The organism is Paraburkholderia sp. WC7.3g, from assembly GCF_050436345.1.
Classification (GTDB): Bacteria; Pseudomonadota; Gammaproteobacteria; order Burkholderiales; family Burkholderiaceae; genus Paraburkholderia; species Paraburkholderia podalyriae.
In genome coordinates this window covers 4,080,356-4,095,040 of sequence record NZ_JBNDMA010000002.1, presented here as the reverse complement: position 1 = coordinate 4,095,040, position 14,685 = coordinate 4,080,356, and the positions used below count along the sequence as shown (strand labels likewise).

The following is a 14,685-nucleotide window of genomic DNA, read 5'->3' as shown; positions in this document are numbered from 1 at the left end:
AGATGCGCGAGCGTGAGGCGGGGCCGCGCGCTGCGGATGACGACGTGGCGGCGACAGTGAAGGCTGCGCGCGGCATGGCACCCAAGCCTCTGCCACCAGGCTTCGCCGCAATCGACTGGTCGAAGCCTTGGTTCGCGCAATTCGCCGCGCGCGGTCAGCGCTGGCAGCAAGCCGCTCTGGCCGGCTACGCGGACCTGCTCGCCGCGATGAACGCCGACGCCGCTCGGATTCAACCGACCACCGGCCGCGGCCAGCGTCTCGCGTTCATCGCGCAGGGCGATCTGCCACCGGGCGCCGCGTACGAGGGACATATCGCGTCGACCGGTTGCGTGCCGACGCGCCACAATCTGCACGACTTCTTCAACGGTTCGATGTGGTTCGCGTTTCCGCGCATCAAGGCGGCGCTGAACGCGCGCCAGTCTGCGGAACTCGACGTGCTGGGTGTTGGCCCGACGCGTGGCGGCGTGCGCGATATGCTGACCCTCTTCGACGAAAACGCGCTGCTGTTCGCTTGCGCCGATCCTTCGCTGTGCGCCGCGCTACACGGCTTCGACTGGCAGACGCTGTTCGTCGCGCGGCGCGACGCGTGGGGACGCGGCTGCGAAGTGCGTTGTTTTGGCCATGCGCTGCTGGAAAAGCTGATCGCGCCGTTCAAGGGCTGCACCGGACATGCGTGGATCGTCGAGGTGCCGCCCAACTATTTCGAATGGGACCCGCGCGCAACGCGTGGCTCGACGAGGCGGTCAGCGCGGCGCTGCTCGGCACCGACGCCTTGACCAGCCGCATGTTCGCGCCGCTGCCCGTGCTCGGCATTCCGGGCTGGTGGCCCGAAAATGAATCACCGACCTTCTACGACGACACGTCCGTGTTCCGAGCGGGGCGGCGCAAACGCTAGGTGCATCCCCGTTCGGTGTTAAAATCCGCTCCAGCAAAGCAGGCTAGGCAGTCGCGGCCTCGACGGCTTCGGCCAACGAGGGCGAGGAAAGTCCGGACTCCACAGGGCAGGGTGATGGCTAACGGCCATCCGTGGCGACACGCGGAACAGGGCAACAGAAAGCAAACCGCCGATGGCCCGGCGCAAGCCGGGATCAGGTAAGGGTGAAACGGTGCGGTAAGAGCGCACCGCGGCTGTCGCAAGGCAGACCGGCACGGTAACCTCCACCCGGAGCAATTCCAAGTAGGCAGGCGCGCATCTTCGCGATGCAGGACGGGGCCCCCGTCTCGTCTGCGGGTAGGAAGCTTGAGCGCGTCAGTAATGGCGCGCCTAGAGGAATGGCTGCCACGCGCGTCGCGTCTTCGGACCCGGCGCGTGCACAGAATCCGGCTTATCGGCCTGCTTTGCCGGTGAATTAGAAAAGCCGGCGTCCGTTGGGACGCCGGCTTTTTCATTTGGGGCGCGGATGGTGGCCGAGGCCGCTATCGCGCTCAGAGCGCGACGATGTCGAACGAATGCGTGAGCTCGGCGGTCTTCGCGATCATGATCGACGCCGAGCAGTACTTGTCGTGCGACAGATTGATCGCGCGCTCGACGGTCGCCGGATTCAAATTCTTGCCCGTCACCGTGAAGTGGAAGTGGATCTTCGTGAACACCTTCGGATCTTCGCTCGCGCGTTCGGCCTTCAGCGTCACCGAGCAGCCGGCGATCTCCTGGCGGCTCTTCTTCAGGATCATCACGACATCGTAGGCGGTGCAGCCTCCGGTGCCGAGCAGCACCATTTCCATCGGACGCGGTGCGAGGTTGCGCCCACCACCTTCGGGTGCGCCGTCCATCGCGACCAGATGACCGCTGCCCGTCTCGGCCGCGAACGCCATCCCGTCTTGCCCTATCCAGCTTACTTTGCATTCCATGCTGTCACTCCCACCGCGCATCGCTTCGTCGAGACGGCATTGTAGCCCGGTGTCCAACAATTAGCGCACGCTGAGCGCATCCGAGTTTATGCTGCGTGGGTGCCTTCTTGCTGCAGTGCAAAATGGGCGGGCGGTTGGCGAATTCCCTGCGTCCGCCAGGGTTTTACTCTAGGGGGAAGTCTGACGCGACTTGGATGCTTCAATCGTTAGTAATTGATACAAAAGAAGTTTCGCTAAACGTAGTCTGCGCACCTTCTCTGCCACATTATGAAAACACATTTCGTAATGCGGATGTTCTTGCGTCGCACAAGGACGGCACTTATAATTCATCTCATCGTTGCAGCAGTTTTGCAACCTCCGCTGTCTCCTCCCACCTCCTCCTTTGGTGGATTAAACCCGCACCGCTTGTTCGGGTTTTTTTTCGCCCGCGGTTGCCCGGCGTTTCGCCCCGTTTTCAGACCGCTCGCGGCAAGCGCATCGCACATTTTGACTTGCGAGCACAAATTCCTTTATAATTCAGGGCTTTTCCGCATCCGCGCCCGCGGAGGAAGAACCAGGGAGAGCCTGCACGCGCCTCGATGCGCACATTACAAGCAGGAAAGAACACATTGGGCGCAGCAATTTTTTTGGATCGATCATGAAGACGTTTTCCGCAAAAGCCCATGAGGTGACGCGCGAATGGTACGTGATTGACGCGACGGATAAGGTTCTCGGGCGTGTCGCCAGCGAAGTGGCACACCGTCTTCGCGGCAAGCACAAGCCTGAATTCACTCCCCACGTCGACACTGGTGATTTCATCATCGTTATCAACGCCGGCAAGCTGAAGGTCACGGGCAACAAGGTTACCGACAAGAAGTACTACCGTCACTCGGGTTACCCGGGCGGTATCTATGAAACGACGTTCGGCAAGATGCAGGAACGCTTCCCGGGCCGCGCGCTCGAGAAGGCGGTCAAGGGCATGCTGCCGAAGGGCCCGCTCGGCTACGCGATGATCAAGAAGCTGAAGGTCTACGCTGAAGCAACGCATCCGCATTCGGCGCAACAGCCGAAGGCGCTTGAGATCTAAGGGGAGCCCACATGATCGGTAACTGGAATTACGGCACGGGCCGCCGCAAAAGCGCCGTCGCACGTGTGTTCATCAAGGCAGGCAAGGGCGATATCGTTGTGAACGGCAAGCCCATCGCCGACTACTTCTCGCGCGAAACGTCGCTGATGATCGTGCGTCAACCGCTGGAACTCACGAACCACGGTGTCACGTTCGACATCAAGGTCAACGTGACGGGCGGCGGTGAAACGGGGCAAGCCGGTGCGGTTCGCCACGGCATCACCCGCGCGCTGATGGACTATGACGCGACGCTGAAGCCGGAACTGTCGAAGGCTGGCTTCGTCACGCGTGACGCTCGTGAAGTCGAACGCAAGAAGGTCGGCTTCCACAAGGCACGTCGCCGCAAGCAGTTCTCGAAGCGATAATCGTTTCGGGCGCGAACCGGCCTTCACGCCGGTTTGTAGCAAAAGCCGCCAACGCCGTGCGCGAAGGCGGCTTTTTTTTGTGGCTTGCCGGGTTCGTAGGCCGGTCTCGTTCGCTCAAGCGGCATCGTCTCGCCTTGCATCGACCTTGCAGCAAGAGCCCATTGATTTTGTGGGCTTCAGCACGATATCCGGAACAGCCCTACAATATCGGTTAAAGCTATTTGGAGAGTTCGAATGAACGCAGTCACCGACACCCCCGTGACCGAGATGCCGGCCCCCTTCGTCTTTACCGACGCAGCGGCTGACAAGGTCAAGCAACTGATCGATGAGGAAGGCAACCCGGAGCTCAAGCTGCGCGTGTTCGTGCAGGGCGGCGGCTGCTCGGGCTTCCAGTACGGCTTCACGTTTGACGAAGCGATCAACGAAGACGACACCGTGATGAACAAGAGCGGCGTCCAGCTGCTGATCGACTCCATGAGCTACCAGTACCTGGTCGGCGCAGAGATCGACTACAAGGACGACATCAACGGCGCGCAGTTCGTCATCAAAAACCCGAACGCGAGTACGACCTGCGGCTGCGGTTCGTCGTTCTCGGTCTGAGCGGACAGGGTCTTCGTGCCACAGTGAAAACGGCGCCTCGGCGCCGTTTTTTTATTGTTTTCGCGCTGCAGAGGCAACCCGCGACGTCAAAAGGCGTGGGTTTGTTCGCATCGGCCTTTTCTTAGCGCGGATAAATAGCCCCCAACACCCGCTCCGCCGATGCCCCGGTCACGCTTGGCAGACTGCCCGGCAGACGCGCGATGCAGCGCATCGCGAGCCACGCGAACGCGAGCGGTTCGACCTGGCTCGGCGGCACGCCGAGCGCGTCGGTCGTCATCACGGGCACGCCGCCTACGCCGCTATCCTGGAGCGCCTGCTGCAACGCCTTCATGATTTCCGGATTGCGCGCGCCGCCGCCGCACACGTACACGGCGCGCGCGTCGGATGCATGCCGCTCGATCTCGCGCGCGACCGTCACCGCGGTCAGCGCGACCAGCGTCGCCTGTACATCGGCGGGCGCGAGCGCAGCGAAGGGCGTGAGCTTCTCATCGAGCCATGCGGTGTTGAACAGATCGCGCCCGGTGCTCTTGGGCGGCTGCTCGGCGAAGAATGGTTCGTCGAGCAACGCGTTCAGCAGCTTGCGATCGATCTGGCCGCTCGCCGCGAAATGACCGTTTTCGTCGAATGGCTTGCCGAGATGGCGCTCGGCCCACGCGTCGAGCAGCGCGTTCGCCGGGCCGCAGTCGAAGCCGCGCACGCCGCCGGTCGCGTTCAGGATCGTGATGTTGCTGATGCCGCCAAGATTGCAGACGACGCGCGTTTCGTTCTTCGCACCGAAGATCGTCGCGTGAAAAGCAGGCACGAGCGGCGCGCCCTGGCCGCCGGCCGCGACGTCGCGGCTGCGGAAATCGGCGATCACGTCGATATGCAACATTTCCGCGAGCAGGGCCGGGTTGTTGATCTGCCGCGTATAGCCTTTTTCCGGCCGATGCCGCACGGTCTGCCCGTGCACGCCGATCGCGCGGACGTTATCGGCCGATACGCGGCTGTCGCGCAGCAAATCGTGGCAGCACACCGTGTAGCGCGTCGCGAGCGCGTTGGCGGCGAGCGCCTCGCGCTCGATCTCGTTGTCGCCCGGCTGCTGCAGCGCGAATAGCGCCTCGCGGATGCCGGCCGAAAAGCCGACAAACGCCTCGGCCAGCACCTCGGGCGGCTTCCCTTTGGCAAACCGGACAGCCACGCCGTCCACACCGTCCATGCTGGTTCCCGACATCAGTCCGAAATAGATGCCGTCTGCGGGGTCTTGCGCCACGTCGCTGCTCCTGTCGATGTTCATTGCGATTCGTTGTAGCAGATTATCGGCGCAAGCGCGGCCGAAGATAAGCGCGTCGCGGCTGTCGCGCGTGCGTCAGCACCGGCTCGCCGCCGCGGCGCTGCCGGCGAAGGTGGCGCGGGCGGCCACAACACCGCTCGTCGCGAGGCCGGGCGGGCGCGTCAGGGGGCGCGGCGGCGCGCATCTATGGGACAATCCTGTTTTTTCGCGACTTCAAGTTTCCAGCATGAGCACCGAGTCCACCCAGCCCAATCCCGCCTCCGCCTTCCCGATCACCGACGAAGTCCGTCACGCGCTCGCCGTGACCAGGCGCGGCGTCGACGAACTGCTGATCGAGGACGAATTCGCGCAAAAACTCGCGCGCAGTGCGGCTACGGCCAAACCGCTGCGTATCAAGCTCGGGCTCGATCCAACCGCGCCCGACATCCACATCGGCCACACGGTCGTGCTGAACAAGATGCGCCAACTGCAGGACCTCGGCCACACGGTGATTTTCCTGATCGGCGATTTCACGTCGCTGATCGGCGATCCGTCCGGGCGTAACGCGACCCGCCCGCCGCTGACGCGCGAGCAGATCGAATCGAACGCGAAGACCTATTTCGAGCAGGCCGCGCTCGTGCTGGATCGCGACAAGACCGAGATCCGCTACAACAGCGAATGGTCGATGCCGCTCGGCGCCGATGGCATGATCAAGCTCGCGTCGCGCTACACGGTCGCGCGCATTCTCGAGCGCGAGGACTTCACGAAGCGCTTCCAGGGCGGCGTGCCGATCTCGATTCACGAATTCCTGTACCCGCTGATGCAGGGCTACGACTCGGTCGCGTTGAACGCGGACCTGGAACTCGGCGGCACGGACCAGAAGTTCAATCTGCTGGTCGGTCGCGAACTGCAGAAGCAGTACGGCCAGGAGCAGCAGTGCATCCTGACGATGCCGCTGCTCGAAGGGCTCGACGGCGTCGAGAAGATGTCGAAGTCGAAGAACAACTACATCGGTATCAGCGAAAAGCCGACCGACATGTTCGGCAAGCTGATGAGCATCTCGGACACGCTGATGTGGCGTTACTTCGAACTGCTGTCGTTCCGCCCGCTGGACGAGATCGCCGGCTTCAGGCGCGAAGCTGACGCCGGCCGTAACCCGCGCGATTTCAAGGTGATGCTCGGCCAGGAAATCGTCGCGCGTTTCCACTCGCAGGCGGACGCCGAGCGCGCGCTCGAGGACTTCAATCATCGCGCGAAGGGCGGCGTGCCCGACGATATCCCGGCGGTGGCGCTCGCGGGCGCACCGCTTGCGATCGGCCAGCTGCTGAAGCAGGCGAACCTCGTGCCGTCGACGAGCGAGGCGCTGCGCAACATCGAACAGGGCGGCGTGAAGATCGACGGTACGGCGGTGTCCGACAAGGGGTTGAAGGTCGAAGCGGGCGAGTACGTCGTGCAGGTCGGCAAGCGCCGCTTCGCGCGCGTGACGCTGACGGCGTGATCGCGCTGATCCAACGCGTGCGGCGCGCCGAAGTGCGCGTCGCCGATCGTGTGACCGGCGCGATCGACGCAGGCCTGCTCGCGCTCGTCTGCGCGGAGCGCGGCGACACCGAAGCGGCGGCCGACAGGCTGCTCGCCAAAGTGCTCGGCTACCGGGTGTTCAGCGACGCGGCCGGCAAGATGAACCTGTCGGTGCAGAACCTCGACGGCGCCGGGCGCGCGGGCGGACTGCTGCTCGTGTCGCAGTTCACGCTCGCGGCCGATACCAATAGCGGCCTGCGTCCGAGCTTCACGCCGGCCGCGCCGCCCGACGAGGGCAAGCGCCTGTTCGACTACTTCGTCGCGGCCGCGCGCGCGAAGCATCCGATCGTCGAGACGGGCGAGTTCGGCGCGGATATGCAGGTGTCGCTCGTCAACGACGGGCCGGTCACCTTCTGGTTGCAGACCAACGCGTGATCGGGCGATAACGCGCGCCGCCGCCGCACGCGAGGCGCGCCGCTGCATTTTGCGACAATAGCCGCTCGACACACCCGCGAACGGCAACCCTCTCTCATGACGACGCAGATCCTGTTCATCCGGCACGGCGAAACCGACTGGAACCGCATCAAGCGCATTCAAGGCCACATCGACATACCGCTCGCGACGACGGGCGTCGCGCAAGCGAAACGTCTCGCGCAGCGCCTCGCCGATGAGGCGAAGCAGGGCGCGCGGCTCGACGCGATCTATTCGAGCGACCTGCAGCGCGCGCAGCAGACCGCGCAGCCGATCGGCGAGGCGCTCGGCCTGCCGCTGCAATCGCGCGAGAATTTGCGCGAACGCTCGTACGGCGCGTTCCAGGGCCATGACAGCGACGAGATCGCGCTGCGTTTTCCCGGCGAATACGCACAGTGGCAAACCCGCGATCCCGGCTTCGCGCCGCCCGAGGGCGAGTCGCAACGCGTGTTCTACCACCGCATCGTGCATGCGATCGAGCCGCTCGTCGCCGCGCATCCGGGCGGGCGCATCGCGTGTGTCACGCATGGCGGCGTGCTCGACTGCGTGCGCCGCTTTGCAACCAGTATGCCGCTCAACGCACCGCGCGATTACCCGTTACTGAACACCAGCCTGAACATCGTCGATTACGTGAACGGTCGCGCGACGATCGTGTCGTGGGCGGACGTATCGCATCTCGACGCGGGCAGCGCCGACGACGATGGTTTCACCGACGACGATGGTTTCAGTAAGGGACCGGAGTCGAACCGCTAACCAGAGCAGGCGATGGCCCTACCCGCGCGCCGTGTTCAGTCCTGCTGTCGCGCCGCCGCCGCGCGCCGCCGCGCCCGCTTCGATACCCCATTGACCAGCGCCCAGCGAATCATCGGCGCGACGACCCGCACGCCAGGCCGCATGAACGTTCGACGCAGCGCCGCGTGGCGACTCAGGCCGAGCATCGTCTGCGCCCAGTCGGGCAACAGATCGATCCCGGCGTTGAGCATCAGCATGCCGGCGGGCCGCATCGCGAAGCTCGGTGCCGGCGCGTTCATCAGGATCGTGACGACTTCGCGCGTGCGCTCGCTGGCGACGAGCGCGGGCCGCATCGCGAGCAGGTACGCCTCGATTTCGGCGCGCGAGCGCGGAATCTCGACGGCGCCGAGCATTTCCGCGATGCGCGCGGTTTCCGCAAAGTATTGATCCTGCGCGGCGACGGACAGCACCGGGTTCACATAGCGCAGATGCGCGGTCATGAAGCTCGACACTTCGGCGACGTGCACCCACGTCAGCAGCGCGGGCTCGCTCGCGCGATACGCCTGGCCGTCCGGCGCGACGCCGGTCACGTCGAGATGGATGCGCTTCACGCGCTCGATCAGCGCGAGCGCATCGTTCTTGCTGCCGTATGTCGTGCCGGCGATGAACGTCGCCGTGCGACGCAGCCGGCCCAGGATGTCGGTGCGAAAGCTCGAGTGATCCCAGACGCCCGCGAGCGCGAGCGGATGCAGCGCCTGCAGCAGCAGCGCGCTGATGCCGCCCGTCATCATCGACGTGAAGTCGGCGTGGACTTTCCAGCACACGGAGTCGGGCCCGAACAGGCCCGGGTCGCCCGGCGGTGACGAGTAGTCGAGCACCGGGCCGCTGCCGGTCGTCAGATGCGTGACGCCGGCGGCGAGCTTCGAGCGCAGGCGGTGGGTGAGGCGCTGCGTGAAATTGCCGGATGGGTCGCCGGCGGGATTGACGGGTGAACGATCGGATGGGCCTGGTTGCTCGGTCTGGTCGGACATCCTGGTCGGCCTCGTTGCGTGACTCAGTTCGTGGAATCCCACAGACCCGGCAGCGCGCTCGACGAATCCGGCGCGGCCAGCCCGAAATGCCGGTACGTGAGCAGCGTGGCGACGCGGCCGCGCGGCGTGCGCTGCAGGAAGCCCTGCTGGATCAGATACGGTTCGAGCACGTCTTCGATCGTGTCGCGCTCCTCGCCGATCGCCGCGGCGAGGTTGTCGACACCGACCGGGCCGCCGTCGAACTTGTACAGGATCGCTTCGAGCAGCTTGCGGTCCATCAGGTCGAAGCCGACCGCGTCGACGTCGAGCATCCTGAGCGCGGCGTCGGCCACCTGCGCGGTGATGTTGCCGTCGGCCTTCACTTCGGCGAAGTCGCGTACGCGCCGCAGCAGGCGGTTCGCGATACGCGGCGTGCCGCGCGCGCGACGGGCGATTTCGACCGCGCCGTCCGGATGGATCTGCGCGCCGAGCAGCGCGGCCGAACGCGTGACGATGCGCGCGAGCTCCTCCGCGTTATAGAACTCGAGCCGCGCGACGATGCCAAAGCGGTCGCGCAGCGGATTGGTCAGCATACCCGCGCGCGTGGTCGCGCCGACCAGTGTGAACGGCTGCAGATCGAGCTTCACGCTGCGCGCGGCCGGCCCTTCGCCGATCATGATGTCGATCTGATAATCCTCGAGCGCCGGATACAGGATTTCCTCGACGACCGGCGAGAGCCGGTGGATTTCGTCGATGAAAAGAACGTCGTTGGCTTCGAGATTGGTGAGCAGCGCGGCGAGGTCGCCGGCGCGTTCGAGCACCGGCCCCGACGTTTGCCGCATACTGACGCCCATCTCGCGCGCGATGATGTGCGCGAGCGTGGTCTTGCCGAGGCCCGGCGGTCCGAACAGCAACACGTGGTCGAGCGATTCGGAACGGCGCTTCGCGGCCTCGATGAAGATTTCGAGCTGGCCGCGCACTTTCTCCTGCCCGACATATTCTTCGAGCTGGCGCGGACGCAGCGCGCGCTCGAACGCTTCTTCGTTCGGCGACACGGGCGTGGCCGCGATGATGCGCTCGGCGGCGAGTTTGTCGGTTTCGATCATGCGGCCATTGTACCGCGCGCGGCTTGTAGCTTAGCCCTTCGACAGCGCCTTCAACGCGAGCTTGATGCCCTCCGACACGCCCGTCCCGGCCGGCACGTTCTTGATCGCCGCGAGCGCTTCTTTTTCCGAGTAGCCGAGCGCGAGCAGCGCGTTGAGGATGTCGGACGCGTGGCCGGATGGCGACGCGGCGCCCGCCATCGCGCCGAGGTCGGCGCCGAGCTTGCCCTTCAGTTCGAGCAGCAGTCGCTCGGCGGTCTTCTTGCCGATGCCCGGCACGCGAGTCAGGCGCGCGGCGTCCTGCATCGTAACGGTCTGCGCGAGCTCGGCGACGCTCATGCCCGACAGCACCGCGAGCGCCATGCGCGCGCCGATGCCGGAAATCTTCAGCAACTCGCGGAACGTCGCACGTTCCTGCGCGGTGCCGAAGCCATACAGCAGATGCGCGTCCTCGCGCACGATCATCTGCGTGAGCAGCACGATGCGCTCGCCGGTCGACGGCAGGTTGTAGAACGTGCTCATCGGCACGTCCACTTCATAGCCGATGCCGTTGCAGTCGACGAGCAGATGCGGCGGGTTTTTTTCCAGCAGAACGCCGGCGATGCGACCGATCATGGTGGATTAGTTTTCAGAGTCGGATGGGAAAGCGCGAGTGTAGCGCAGCGGATCGGCGGCGCGGGCATAGTTGCGCTAGCCGACCAGGCGCCCGCGCCGCACCCGCAACCCCTTCTTTGCGAGCGCCGGCGCGATGCCGCCGAGCGTGCTCAGTATCGAGCCGCCGTGCGCGTGGCAGATGGCCATGCCGAGCGCGTCGGCGGCGTCGGTGCCGGGCACGCCTGACAGGCTCAGCAGGCGCACGACCATCTGCTGCATCTGCTCTTTGGTCGCGCGGCCATAGCCGACCACCGACTGTTTCAGCTGCAGGGCGGTGTATTCGGCGACCGGCACGCCGCCCGCGACGAGCCCGCAGATCGCGGCGCCGCGCGCCTGGCCGAGCAGCAGCGTCGACTGCGGATTGACGTTGACGAAGACTTTTTCGATCGCCGCCTGATCCGGCGCGTGCTCGCGGATCAGCGTCGAGATGCCCGCGAAGATGGTGCCGAGCCGCGACGGCAGATCGGCGTCGGCGGTGCGGATCACGCCGCTCGCGACATAGCGCAGTGTGTGGCCGTGTTGTTCGATCACGCCGAAGCCGGTTACGCGCAGGCCGGGGTCGATGCCGAGAATTCTCATGAGGTGCCGCACAAGCGATAAAAACCAGGTGCCTGCGATACTACAACGAACGCGGCGCGCGGCGGACCGCTCGCCGCATGCCTGGCGGAATAAAAGCGGCCAGGGCTTTGCGCAAGGAGGCGATCGAGAATGGAGCGCTACCGCAACCTCAGCGGCGACTCGGGCGTCGACGCCTACGAAATTGGCGACGATTTCATCAAGGTGCGCTTTCGGCCGGGCGTCGTGTATTGGTACACAGAGGCGAGTCTCGGCGCCGGACATGTCGCGGTGCTAAAGCGACTCGCGCGGCGCGGACAGGGTTTGGGCACGTACATTAGCCAGCATGCGCAAGTGCGGGACGGTTACGCGCGCAAAGAGCCGGACGATTGAGCGTCGTCCCAAAACAGAAGGCCCGGCGGGATAACCCGCCGGGCCTTTCTTGCCGCTACCGAAGCTCGGCCAATCAATGACGGAAGTGACGCACGCCCGTCAGCAGCATCGCGATGTTGTGCTCGTCGGCGGCGCCGACCACTTCGTCGTCACGCACCGAGCCGCCCGGCTGGATCACGCAGGTCGCGCCTGCCGCGACGACCACGTCGAGACCGTCGCGGAACGGGAAGAACGCGTCCGATGCGACCGCCGAACCGTTCAGCGTAAGACCCGCGTTCTGCGCCTTGATGCTCGCGATCCGCGCCGAGTCCACGCGGCTCATCTGGCCCGCGCCGACGCCGAGCGTCATGCCGTTCCCGCAGAACACGATCGCGTTCGACTTCACGTACTTCGCGACGCGCCATGCGAACAGCAGGTCGTCCATTTCCTTCGGCGTCGGATGACGCTTCGTGACGACGCGCAGTTCGCGCGGCTGAACGTTCTTCGAGTCGAGCGACTGCACCAGCAGGCCGCCGCCGACGCGTTTCAGATCGAACGTGTTATGGCCTTCGCCCAGCGCGATTTCGAGCAGACGCACGTTCTGCTTCACCGCGAACACCTGACGCGCTTCCGCGCTGAACGATGGTGCGATCAGCACTTCGACGAACTGCTTCGCGACCGCTTGCGCGGCCGTTTCGTCGACTTCCCGGTTGAACGCGATGATGCCGCCGAAGGCCGAGGTCGGATCGGTCTGGAACGCCTTCGAATACGCTTCGTGCGCGTTCGCGCCGATCGCGACGCCGCACGGATTCGCATGCTTGACGATCACGCAGGCCGACACGTCGAAGGTCTTCACGCATTCCCACGCCGCGTCGGAGTCGGCGATGTTGTTGTACGACAGTTCCTTGCCCTGCAACTGGTTGAAGTTGGCGAGCGCGCCGGCCGGCACCGTCAGGTCGCGGTAGAACGCCGCGCTCTGGTGCGGGTTTTCGCCGTAGCGCAGGTCCTGGACCTTTTCGAACGCCATGTTGAAGGTAGCCGGGTATTGGTTGCGCGACGAGTGCTTCAATTCGTCGGTCAGGCTCGTCAGGTAGTTCGTGATCGCGCCGTCGTACTGCGCGGTGTGCGCGTACACCTTGGTCGCGAGGCGGAAGTTCGTCTTGTACGACACCGTGTTGCCGTTCGCGCGCATTTCGTCGAGCACGACCGCGTAGTCGGCCGGATCGACCACCACCGTCACGTCGCGGTGATTCTTCGCGGCCGAGCGCAGCATCGTCGGGCCGCCGATGTCGATGTTCTCGATTGCGTCCCCGAGCGAGCACTCTTCCTTCGACACGGTCTGCACGAACGGGTACAGGTTCACCACCAGCAGGTCGATGGTCGGAATGTCGTGCTTCTCAAGCGCGGCCATGTGCTCGGGCAGATCGCGGCGCGCGAGGATGCCGCCGTGCACCTTCGGATGCAATGTTTTCACGCGCCCGTCGAGCATTTCCGGGAAGCCTGTGTAGTCGGCGACTTCGGTGACGGACAGGCCCGCGTCCGCGAGCAGTTTCGCGGTGCCGCCGGTCGACAGAATCTTGATGCCGAGGTCCGACAGCGATTTGGCGAAGTCGACGATGCCGGACTTGTCGGAAACGGAGATGAGCGCTTGCTTGATCATGATGAAGACGAAAAGCCGAAGGGGAAACGTGGCAGGGCGCAGAAACTACATCGCGCTACAGCAAACCGTGTTGTTGCAGCTTCTTGCGCAGCGTATTGCGGTTGATGCCGAGATACTCGGCGGCCAGCGACTGGTTACCGTTGGCCTGCTCGAGCACCACTTCGAGCAAGGGTTTTTCCACGCACGAAATAACCATGTCGTAGACGTCGTGCGGATTGGAGCCGTCGAGATCCTGGAAATACACGTCCAGGCTGTCGCGGACAGATTGTTCGATATTGTTCTTGCTCATGCTGCTAGTCGGTCGGTGTTGTCCTCGCTCTCGCTGTCGAGCCCGGGGTTGCCGGGCGCTTCGTCGACGTAGACGAGGCGGTCTGAGATCGCCTTTTGCGCGTCAAAGAACTCGTTGACGGCGAGGAGCTGTTCGCGCGTGGTGTCCAGCGTATTCATGCGATGCCGGAACAGGTTGGCGCCGGAAAGGCCGCGAGTGTACCAGCCGATGTGCTTGCGCGCAGTGCGAACACCGGTAAATTCCCCGTAAAAGGCGTAGTGATCTTCGAGATGTTCGTTCATGACCTGCTGGATTTCGTCGATGCGCGGCGGCGGCAGCAGCTCGCCCGTTTGCAGGAAATGCTCGATCTCGCGGAACAGCCACGGACGGCCCTGCGCGGCACGCCCGATCATGATCGCGTCCGCGCCGGTCGCGGCGAGCACCTCGCGCGCCTTTTGCGGTGATGTGATGTCGCCGTTCGCGACCACCGGAATGCGCACCGCCGCCTTTACCGCTGCGATGGTTTCGTACTCGGCGTCGCCGTGGTACAGGTCGGCGCGCGTGCGGCCGTGCACGGTCAGCATCGAAATGCCCGCCGCTTGCGCGAGACGCGCGACGTTCAGCGCGTTCTTGTTCTCGCGATTCCAGCCGGTGCGGATTTTCAGCGTGACGGGCACCGCGTCGGGCCCGACGCCGACCGCGTTGACGACCGCCTCGACGATACGCTGCACCAGCGGTTCGTTCTGCAGCAGCGCCGAGCCGGCCGCGACGTTGCAGACCTTCTTGGCCGGGCAGCCCATGTTGATGTCGATGATCTGTGCGCCGTTCGCGACGTTGTAGCGGGCGGCCTCGGCCATCATGTCCGGGTCCGCGCCGGCGATCTGCACCGCGATCGGCTCGACCTCGCCTTCGTGATTGGCGCGGCGCATGGTCTTTTCGCTCTTCCACAACTGCGCGTTCGACGCGACCATTTCCGAGACCGCGTAGCCCGCGCCGAGCCGTTTGCACAGCTGGCGGAACGGCCGGTCGGTCACGCCGGCCATTGGGGCGACGAACAGGTTGTTACGCAGATGATGGGAGCCGAGAGTAGGCATGGCGTGAGCGCGCGCCGGCGACAGGTCAGGATTTGACAATCGTGACAGCCGGCGCAGCGCGAAATGCGAGGGAAAACG

At 64.8% G+C, this 14,685-nt stretch carries 16 protein-coding genes, 1 other RNA gene and 1 pseudogene; 9 read left to right on the top strand and 9 right to left on the bottom strand.

Annotated elements, in window-relative coordinates:
• The first annotated feature begins 2 nt into the window (after positions 1-2).
• Positions 3-895 (top strand): annotated as a pseudogene (locus OKW43_RS30485) (DUF3025 domain-containing protein).
• 35 nt (positions 896-930) lie between these two features.
• An RNA gene (gene rnpB, locus OKW43_RS30480) (RNase P RNA component class A) lies at positions 931-1,344 on the top strand.
• A gap of 81 nt (positions 1,345-1,425) precedes the next feature.
• Here the strand turns inward: rnpB and OKW43_RS30475 are convergent.
• Positions 1,426-1,848: an OsmC family protein gene (locus tag OKW43_RS30475; protein WP_187635876.1), complete on the bottom strand. Its 423-nt coding sequence runs from the start codon at positions 1,846-1,848 to the stop codon at positions 1,426-1,428.
• A 637-nt stretch (positions 1,849-2,485) separates the two neighbouring features.
• Between OKW43_RS30475 and rplM the strand changes: the two genes are divergently transcribed.
• The 3 genes from rplM (at position 2,486) to erpA (ending at position 3,918) form a co-directional block, all read left to right on the top strand.
• Complete coding sequence (rplM, locus tag OKW43_RS30470) at positions 2,486-2,914, top strand: 50S ribosomal protein L13 (protein WP_027198819.1); 429 nt, start codon at positions 2,486-2,488, stop codon at positions 2,912-2,914.
• A gap of 11 nt (positions 2,915-2,925) precedes the next feature.
• Positions 2,926-3,318 carry a 30S ribosomal protein S9 gene (rpsI, locus tag OKW43_RS30465; RefSeq protein ID WP_011489810.1) on the top strand — a complete coding sequence of 131 codons (393 nt, stop codon included), beginning with the start codon at positions 2,926-2,928 and terminating at the stop codon, positions 3,316-3,318.
• 234 nt (positions 3,319-3,552) lie between these two features.
• Complete coding sequence (erpA, locus tag OKW43_RS30460) at positions 3,553-3,918, top strand: iron-sulfur cluster insertion protein ErpA (protein ID WP_027198818.1); 366 nt, start codon at positions 3,553-3,555, stop codon at positions 3,916-3,918.
• 121 nt (positions 3,919-4,039) lie between these two features.
• Here erpA and OKW43_RS30455 read toward each other — a convergent pair whose 3' ends face one another.
• On the bottom strand, positions 4,040-5,170 hold the full coding sequence (locus tag OKW43_RS30455) for an anhydro-N-acetylmuramic acid kinase (RefSeq protein WP_429451823.1): 1,131 nt from the start codon (positions 5,168-5,170) through the stop codon (positions 4,040-4,042).
• 247 nt (positions 5,171-5,417) lie between these two features.
• Here OKW43_RS30455 and tyrS point away from each other — a divergent pair, with 247 nt between their 5' ends.
• The 3 genes from tyrS to OKW43_RS30440 all read left to right on the top strand — a co-directional run bounded on the left by tyrS (position 5,418) and on the right by OKW43_RS30440 (position 7,912).
• Positions 5,418-6,668 (top strand): tyrosine--tRNA ligase, encoded by a 1,251-nt coding sequence (gene tyrS, locus OKW43_RS30450; RefSeq protein WP_187635877.1) that lies wholly within the window; start codon positions 5,418-5,420, stop codon positions 6,666-6,668.
• Positions 6,665-7,123, top strand: a complete 459-nt coding sequence (gene dtd / locus OKW43_RS30445; RefSeq protein ID WP_187635878.1) for a D-aminoacyl-tRNA deacylase — start codon at positions 6,665-6,667, stop codon at positions 7,121-7,123. The genes tyrS and dtd overlap by 4 nt, the downstream gene beginning before the upstream one ends.
• A gap of 96 nt (positions 7,124-7,219) precedes the next feature.
• Complete coding sequence (locus tag OKW43_RS30440) at positions 7,220-7,912, top strand: histidine phosphatase family protein (RefSeq protein ID WP_429451508.1); 693 nt, start codon at positions 7,220-7,222, stop codon at positions 7,910-7,912.
• 35 nt (positions 7,913-7,947) lie between these two features.
• Here OKW43_RS30440 and OKW43_RS30435 read toward each other — a convergent pair whose 3' ends face one another.
• From OKW43_RS30435 to ruvC, 4 genes are all read right to left on the bottom strand, one after another.
• Positions 7,948-8,922: an oxygenase MpaB family protein gene (locus OKW43_RS30435; RefSeq protein ID WP_187635880.1), complete on the bottom strand. Its 975-nt coding sequence runs from the start codon at positions 8,920-8,922 to the stop codon at positions 7,948-7,950.
• 23 nt (positions 8,923-8,945) lie between these two features.
• Positions 8,946-10,007 (bottom strand): Holliday junction branch migration DNA helicase RuvB, encoded by a 1,062-nt coding sequence (gene ruvB / locus OKW43_RS30430; RefSeq protein ID WP_187635881.1) that lies wholly within the window; start codon positions 10,005-10,007, stop codon positions 8,946-8,948.
• Between the two features lie 30 nt (positions 10,008-10,037).
• Positions 10,038-10,619, bottom strand: a complete 582-nt coding sequence (ruvA, locus tag OKW43_RS30425) for a Holliday junction branch migration protein RuvA (protein WP_187635882.1) — start codon at positions 10,617-10,619, stop codon at positions 10,038-10,040.
• Positions 10,620-10,694: 75 nt separating this feature from the next.
• Positions 10,695-11,237 carry a crossover junction endodeoxyribonuclease RuvC gene (gene ruvC, locus OKW43_RS30420; protein WP_187635883.1) on the bottom strand — a complete coding sequence of 181 codons (543 nt, stop codon included), beginning with the start codon at positions 11,235-11,237 and terminating at the stop codon, positions 10,695-10,697.
• Between the two features lie 129 nt (positions 11,238-11,366).
• Here ruvC and OKW43_RS30415 point away from each other — a divergent pair, with 129 nt between their 5' ends.
• On the top strand, positions 11,367-11,606 hold the full coding sequence (locus OKW43_RS30415) for a hypothetical protein (protein ID WP_429451503.1): 240 nt from the start codon (positions 11,367-11,369) through the stop codon (positions 11,604-11,606).
• Positions 11,607-11,679: 73 nt separating this feature from the next.
• Here OKW43_RS30415 and purH read toward each other — a convergent pair whose 3' ends face one another.
• Genes purH through dusB form a run of 3 tightly spaced genes read right to left on the bottom strand, consistent with a single transcriptional unit; the run spans position 11,680 to position 14,607 of the window.
• Positions 11,680-13,245, bottom strand: a complete 1,566-nt coding sequence (purH, locus tag OKW43_RS30410) for a bifunctional phosphoribosylaminoimidazolecarboxamide formyltransferase/IMP cyclohydrolase (protein ID WP_429451500.1) — start codon at positions 13,243-13,245, stop codon at positions 11,680-11,682.
• Between the two features lie 55 nt (positions 13,246-13,300).
• Complete coding sequence (locus tag OKW43_RS30405; protein ID WP_013090496.1) at positions 13,301-13,534, bottom strand: Fis family transcriptional regulator; 234 nt, start codon at positions 13,532-13,534, stop codon at positions 13,301-13,303.
• Positions 13,531-14,607, bottom strand: coding sequence for a tRNA dihydrouridine synthase DusB (dusB, locus tag OKW43_RS30400; protein WP_187635886.1), 1,077 nt, complete (start codon positions 14,605-14,607; stop codon positions 13,531-13,533). The genes OKW43_RS30405 and dusB overlap by 4 nt, the downstream gene beginning before the upstream one ends.
• Positions 14,608-14,685: the final 78 nt, after the last annotated feature.